This window comes from Pseudoalteromonas sp. SR45-5, from assembly GCF_014163565.1.
In the GTDB taxonomy this organism is placed as follows: domain Bacteria; phylum Pseudomonadota; class Gammaproteobacteria; order Enterobacterales; family Alteromonadaceae; genus Pseudoalteromonas; species Pseudoalteromonas distincta.
On record NZ_JACJDN010000194.1, the window covers coordinates 1 to 6,465 of the forward strand.

At 38.0% G+C, this 6,465-nt stretch carries 5 protein-coding genes; 1 reads left to right on the forward strand and 4 read right to left on the reverse strand.

The window, feature by feature from the left end; translation table 11 throughout:
- On the reverse strand, positions 1–839 hold an 839-nt coding region (locus tag H5072_RS09135), incomplete at its 3' end, for a response regulator (RefSeq protein ID WP_182693338.1).
- Between the two features lie 363 nt (positions 840–1,202).
- On the opposite strand from H5072_RS09135, the gene H5072_RS09140 reads away from it, so the two are divergent.
- Entirely contained in the window at positions 1,203–2,720 is a 1,518-nt protein-coding gene (locus tag H5072_RS09140; RefSeq protein ID WP_182693339.1) for a S10 family peptidase, read from the forward strand.
- A gap of 39 nt (positions 2,721–2,759) precedes the next feature.
- Here H5072_RS09140 and H5072_RS09145 read toward each other — a convergent pair whose 3' ends face one another.
- The 3 genes from H5072_RS09145 to H5072_RS09155 form a co-directional block, all read right to left on the reverse strand.
- On the reverse strand, positions 2,760–4,904 hold the full coding sequence (locus H5072_RS09145) for an ATP-binding protein (RefSeq protein ID WP_259395911.1): 2,145 nt from the start codon (positions 4,902–4,904) through the stop codon (positions 2,760–2,762).
- A 73-nt stretch (positions 4,905–4,977) separates the two neighbouring features.
- Positions 4,978–5,787, reverse strand: a complete 810-nt coding sequence (locus H5072_RS09150; protein WP_182693341.1) for a phosphate/phosphite/phosphonate ABC transporter substrate-binding protein — start codon at positions 5,785–5,787, stop codon at positions 4,978–4,980.
- Positions 5,788–5,874: 87 nt separating this feature from the next.
- Positions 5,875–6,465 (reverse strand): START domain-containing protein (locus tag H5072_RS09155; protein WP_182693342.1); only part of this gene is annotated, 591 nt, incomplete at its 5' end.

Genomic DNA, 6,465 nt, shown 5'->3' on the forward strand with positions numbered 1-6,465 from the left:
TTTTTACTTTTAAGGAGCTTTTCTGCATATTGATAAAAATAGCGTCGATTATGAAGCCCTGTTAAATGATCCCTATGCGCGCTTTCTTTAATATCTGAAATTAACGATAGTTGCTCCATTGTTTGAAGTACTCGACAATGAAACTCCTCATTCATAAATGGCTTTGTTAAAAAGTCATTGGCGCCATATTTGATAAATCGCGCTGATAGGCCATGTTTCCCCGCGCCCGACAAGCCAATAATTGCTAAGTCGTCTCGGCCTCTAAAGTTACGTACCGCTTTAACAAGTTCAAAGCCATCCATAGAAGGCATAGCGTAGTCGGTCATAAGTAGCTTTATATCAGGATTAGCTTTTAATATTTCGAGTGCTTGTTGTCCATCGTGGGCATCTGTCACATCAAACAATTGCTTTTCAAGCATTTGCTTCATTAACGAGCGGCTCAGTAATGAATCATCTGCTACTAATGCTTTACAACCTTGGTTTCTTAGCAATTGCGCAACGAGTTTAACGGCGTAATGGTAAGAGTCGCGATTATCTTTAATAACATAATCAACGACACCTAATTCAAGCATTTGTTGGCGCTTGTACTCATCTATTTTTGAGGTTAAAACAACCGTAGGAATCTTTTTAGATAAAGTATATTTTGCGACTTCACCGTGAGGAGCATCTGGCAAGGTTAAATCAACTAACGCAAGCGTGTAGTCGTATTTTTCTACGTAAGTGGCACATTCAGCTAAAGACCAAGCAAAATCGATTGCCACATCAAGGTATTGTGCAGTTAAGTGGCGAAGTACCTGCTGCACTACTTTACTGTCTTCAACCACTAATACTCTTTGCATAAAGCTTCTCTTTACCTTTAATTAGTTTTACCACAAAACGACAAATACCACGCAATTACTGCAATAGCATTAGTCATAAACATCCGGTGTAGAGTGCACTTATGTGCTTGAAAGCGTAATCCGTTAGATTTTTTGGTGATAGCCTGTATAAAAAATCAATACAAGTAGGCCGCAATATACCTGAATTTTGCAATTAACTAAATAAAGAAAGTAAATCCAAAATAACTATAAAAGCGATTAATACGCGCCTTTCAATGTATTAATACCTTACTTAACCAGTATTATCGGCCACTAGTCTCAATACTTTTGTTATTTAACTCATTTTTATCTTTAATGATGTATCAACAATAATAAGGACACCTAATGAAGCTTAGTCGTATTATCAGTTTACCGATAACCGTTATTGCATTAATAATCAGTACAAGTACACTTGCCGATAACCAACGTCGTATTGATGTAGACAGCAAAGTTGTTACTCAACATAAAGCTAAAATTAATGGCCAGCGTTTTAGTTATACCGTAGCTACAGGCACACAACCTGTATGGGATGATAAAGGCGACGCGGTTGCTACACTACAATACACCTACTACACACGTGACAAAGTTGACGACAGGACAGCTCGCCCATTACTTATTTCATTTAATGGCGGGCCGGGTTCGGCTTCTGTATGGATGCACCTTGCTTATACTGGGCCTCGTGTATTAAAAATTGATGATGAAGGCTATCCAATTCAACCATACGGGGTAAAAGACAACCCATATTCTGTTCTTGATATTGCCGATATTGTTTATGTAAACCCTGTAAATACAGGCTATTCTCGCGTACTTGAAAACGAAAAAGGCGAACTTCCTTCTAAAGCCCAACAAAAAGAAATGTTTTTTGGTGTTAATGCCGATATTAAATACCTTGCTGAGTGGTTAAATACCTTTGTAAATAGAGCACAGCGCTGGCGCTCGCCTAAATTTTTAATTGGTGAAAGCTACGGTACAACACGTGTATCTGGACTCGCTCATGAGCTTCAAAACAGTCAGTGGATGTACATAAACGGTGTTGTACTCGTATCACCTACTGACATTGGTATTAAGCGCGACGGCCCGATTAAAGCCGCTAACCGCCTACCTTACTTTGCAGCGACTGCTTGGTATCACAAAGCACTTAAAGCCGATTTACAAGTTAAAGATCTAGATGAGTTATTACCTGAAGTTGAAGAATTTACTGTAAACGAGTTAATCCCTGCGCTTGCTAAAGGTGGCTTTATTAATGCTGATGAAAAGCGACGCATAATTACAAAAATGGCGCACTACGCAGGCTTATCAGAAAAGTTTGTTGAGCAAAATAACTTAGATATTCCAACTCAATTTTTCTGGAAAGAGCTACTACGTGAACGTGGTCAAACTGTGGGTCGCTTAGATTCTCGTTATTTAGGAATAGATAAACGAGGCGCAGGTGAATCCCCAGACTACTGGGCTGAACTTACCTCTTGGTTACACTCTTTCACTCCTGCAATTAATCACTACTTACGTGAAGAGTTAAACTATAAAACTGATGTAAAATATAACTTATTTGGTAATGTCCATCCATGGGATAGAACCGGTAATAATACAGGCGAAAATCTACGTTTAGCAATGGCACAAAACCCTTACTTAAACGTGATGATCCAGTCAGGATACTTTGATGGCGCAACCAATTACTTTGACGCTAAATATACGTTATGGCAATTAGACCCAAGCGGTAAAATGAAAGACCGTTTGAGCTTTAAAGGCTACAGAAGCGGACACATGATGTACCTTCGCCACGCTGATTTAGAAAGCTCTAATAGCGATTTACGTGACTTTATACAGCACGCTTTACCCAAAAAAGGGCAAGCGGCTAAATACTAATATACCTAAAACAAAAAATGGCTCTTTAAGAGCCATTTTTTATGTGCGTTTTTCATATCGTAAACAATAGCTTTTAAGTTGTGTGACTACATCGTTAAAGCACTCTTCCAGCTGCTGTATATAATCACCTTTAACTATTTCACTCTCTGCCTGTGTTTCTATCTGTTGGCATATATTTGCCAACTCAATAGCCCCCACAGACTTTGAAGACGACTTTAATGCATGAGCCTGAAAAGCTAAATCAACATAGTTTTTACTTTTAGCATACGCGTTAGCTAATTTAATTTGCTCCCCTGCTGTTTGTAAAAACGCATTAAATACCATGCAATGTACGCTAGGATCATCACCAAGCATTGCTTTTAGTAGCGTAATATCTAATTGATCAAAACTATCTGAAGCTATATTTTCACCATCTGATTTTTCTGAACGTGTATTGACCATAGTTTGAGAATGCTCCATCAATAACGACTTTAATTTAACAAGCTCAATAGGCTTTGTTAAAAAGCCATTCATTCCACAAGTATAACAATTATCTATGTTGTTTTTGGTAATGTTGGCCGTAATTGCAATTATAATCAGTTCATCAAAATGAGTGTTTTCGCGTATTTTTTTGGCTAACCCTAACCCATCGAGTAAGGGCATTTGAATGTCGGTTAGTAAAATATCAAAGCGTTTATTTTGTATGGCCTCCCAAGCTTGCTCACCGTTACTTACAAAAGTAGAGCACACTCCAAGCATAGTTAATTGCTGTTTTAACACTTGCTGATTTGTAACTTGATCTTCTGCCACTAAAACCTCAAGCGTAGGAAGCGTTACCGCATTTAAGCTTTGCTGTGTTATTTGAGGGGCTTGCACTTGTGCTGGCAAGTCAGTTTGATCAAAACTGTTAAAGTTTAGCGTAAAACAAGAACCTTTGTGCTGCTCGCTTTGTGCGCTCAAAGACCCTTGCATACGCTCTACCAGCTGCTTAGTTATCACTAAACCAATACCGGTTCCATTTACTTTACTGGTTTCAGCGCCTAAGCGGTCAAAAGGTTTAAATAGGCGAGAAATGTCATCTGGAGAAAATCCACATCCGGTATCTATTACATCTATTTCGCATTGTTTATTACTTAACACCCGACAATTAATATTAATACTGCCATTTGGTTTGTTGTATTTAATCGCATTTGAAAGCAAGTTAAGCATCACTTGTTTAAAGCGGCGCTGATCAATATAAATACTCAGCCCTTCTAAGGACTCAAAACCGTGAATTTGCAGTGTTATTGATTGCCCTTTAATAAGCTCAGTGACAAGCTCTACTGACTCTTCTAATATGCTTTTAATAGGCACATAAGAAAAACTAAACTGCATATTACCCGACTCAATAGCTGTTAAATCAAGCACATCGTCTATGAGTAATAGTAAATGTTCTCCAGCTTGATAAATGCTTTTCGCGTTTTCTTTTTGTACTTTATTAGCATTCTCATCATATCCATACAGCTGGGCTAAGCCTAAAATTGCATTTAATGGAGTTCTTAATTCGTGGCTCATACTGGCCATAAAATCTGACTTTGCTTTACTTGCAGACTCAGCTTGAATTCGTAATGCATTTAATTTTTGATGGTTATTCGCAACCTCATCAACCATATTATTAAATGCATTTATTACACTGCCCACTTCATTTTGTTGTTGTTTATCTATATGGCAATCAAAGTCGCCTTTGGCTAAACGTGAAAACCCAAGTTTTAGCGTCCTCAACGGCGATGTAACCCTGTAATCCACCAGCCAAGCCAAACCTATAAAAACGATAACTAAAATAATAAATTGTATATATATTAAGGTGTAATGAAGTTTTGAAGATTCGTTAATTTCATTAGTAAAATTAACAACCAAGCTAATATTAGCCAGCGGTTTGTCTAAAAATATCACCTGTTGAGATAACAGCATGTCGCCGTTTTCATTTGCTCCAACCCAATTCTCAAGCGGATACAATTGATTTTTTGAATCAACATCAACAATTTTAATACTTTTCCAATTAGGGCGAGTTTGAAGTTGACTGTCTATCTCTTCATATAGCTCTGCATACTGCCTAGTTAACAACGGAGTCGTTATAGAAGTCGATAACTGCGCTAAAGAACGCTGAGCAGCCTTTGAAAGGCCATCGTTTACCCAACGCGCTTGTTCAGGTAATGCGTAAAACATAAAAAGACATGCCATAAGCAGGCCACAAAGCAATACAACAATAAAGCTTTGCGCCCTTAAACTACGAAACCCTCTAATTTTCAACATAAAATGAGCGCAAGCCCCACTGAGTTAACTGCTGATACTCTGCTAAAGTTGCAATACTAGGTTTAATAATTGGGATACCTGCAAGTAAATGTTTATGCTCTGCGTTTTGCCCTATATCTAAAATAGCTTGTTGCACTTTTAACTGTATTGCAGCATCAACCCTTGGGTGGGCGACAATTGGGTGGCGACTAATTTCACGCGTTTTATAAAGAATTTTGAGTTTGTTTTGTAAGCTTTCTGGTTGTTGTTTAAATGTGCCCATTACACCACCGCCCGCCATTGTTGAGTGCAGTGCTACATTTAAATATACCGATGGATGAGTTTGGACATATACAGGCTTTATTGTTAGCCCGTATAACAATGCTAAATCAGCTCTCATTAATAATGACGCACCTAATGCGTTAGGTGCAGGGAATGCTATTTCAGCGCCCTCTAGTTGGCTTAAATTATCAATATCACTGTCTTTGTTTACGAGCAAAATACCTTGCAGCTTTCGCCCTGCATCTTTTATTAGTGGTAAATACCCCTGTTTTTCGTATGCTACAACACTATGCCATGGGTTCATGTATGCAAAGTCGTACTCGCCATTAGCAAAGGCTTTTTCAAATACAGGAATAGACTCAACTGTAATTAGCTTTATTGTTACCCCTGTTTGCTTACTTACTTGTTTTAACAAAGGTTGCCAAATAGTATTTAGCTTTTGCGGCTCGTATTGCGGCACTACACCAAAGGTATATTCTTGAGCTAATAAGAATGAGCTGTGTATCAAACATAATATAGCCACTAAATACTTCATCAATTCTCCAAATAATAGCGTGTCATTATTGCTTAAGCGTAGTTAAAGACTACTCAACACACCATTAAATTATTATATATTCGATATTTAGCATTGACCTGCTTTGATTACAGGTAGTTTTGGAGTGTATTTTTTATGTGTGAGCATTTGGTGCAAATTCATAAATGTGTTGTAAGTACTTTTCAATCCAACCTTATTGCTTAGCCAAGTAGGTATTGCCCCATCAGGCAAAGCATATACTTGGTATTCAATATCAAGGCGGCCTTTGTCCTCACTCAGTAGCCAGCGTGCATTTAAAGTAGTAATTCTTATAACACCATCATTTTGGGGCAGCTCATTAGGGCGCGCATTAATAAGCAATTGGCTTTTATTTGCAGTTAACTGTGAATAACAAGAATGAGTAATGCTATCTCTATCTCTAACAGGCCAAGGAGAATTAAAATAACTGTACACTAAATTTTCTGATGGGCTTATGTGCTTAATAACCTTTACCTGAGATATATTTTCGAGCCATTGGGGTGCGGCATCGGTATCACTAAGTAATTCTAAAAACTCATTGGTGGATACGCCTTTCACGCTCATCTGCGCTTTTACTTCAAAGGTATTATCACTGTGGCTTTGATAATACACACTTACGCCATTTTTGTTTTTATACAAATGCCATATGGGCTCAGCGTA

What these genes read in the sequence shown, in the direction of transcription:
- H5072_RS09145 (WP_259395911.1), bottom strand. Translation starts at nt 4,904, where the DNA reads ATGTTTTACGCATTACCTGAACAAGCGCGTTGGGTAAACGATGGCCTT.
- H5072_RS09150 (WP_182693341.1), bottom strand. Translation starts at nt 5,787, where the DNA reads ATGAAGTATTTAGTGGCTATATTATGTTTGATACACAGCTCATTCTTA.
- H5072_RS09140 (WP_182693339.1), top strand. Translation starts at nt 1,203, where the DNA reads ATGAAGCTTAGTCGTATTATCAGTTTACCGATAACCGTTATTGCATTA.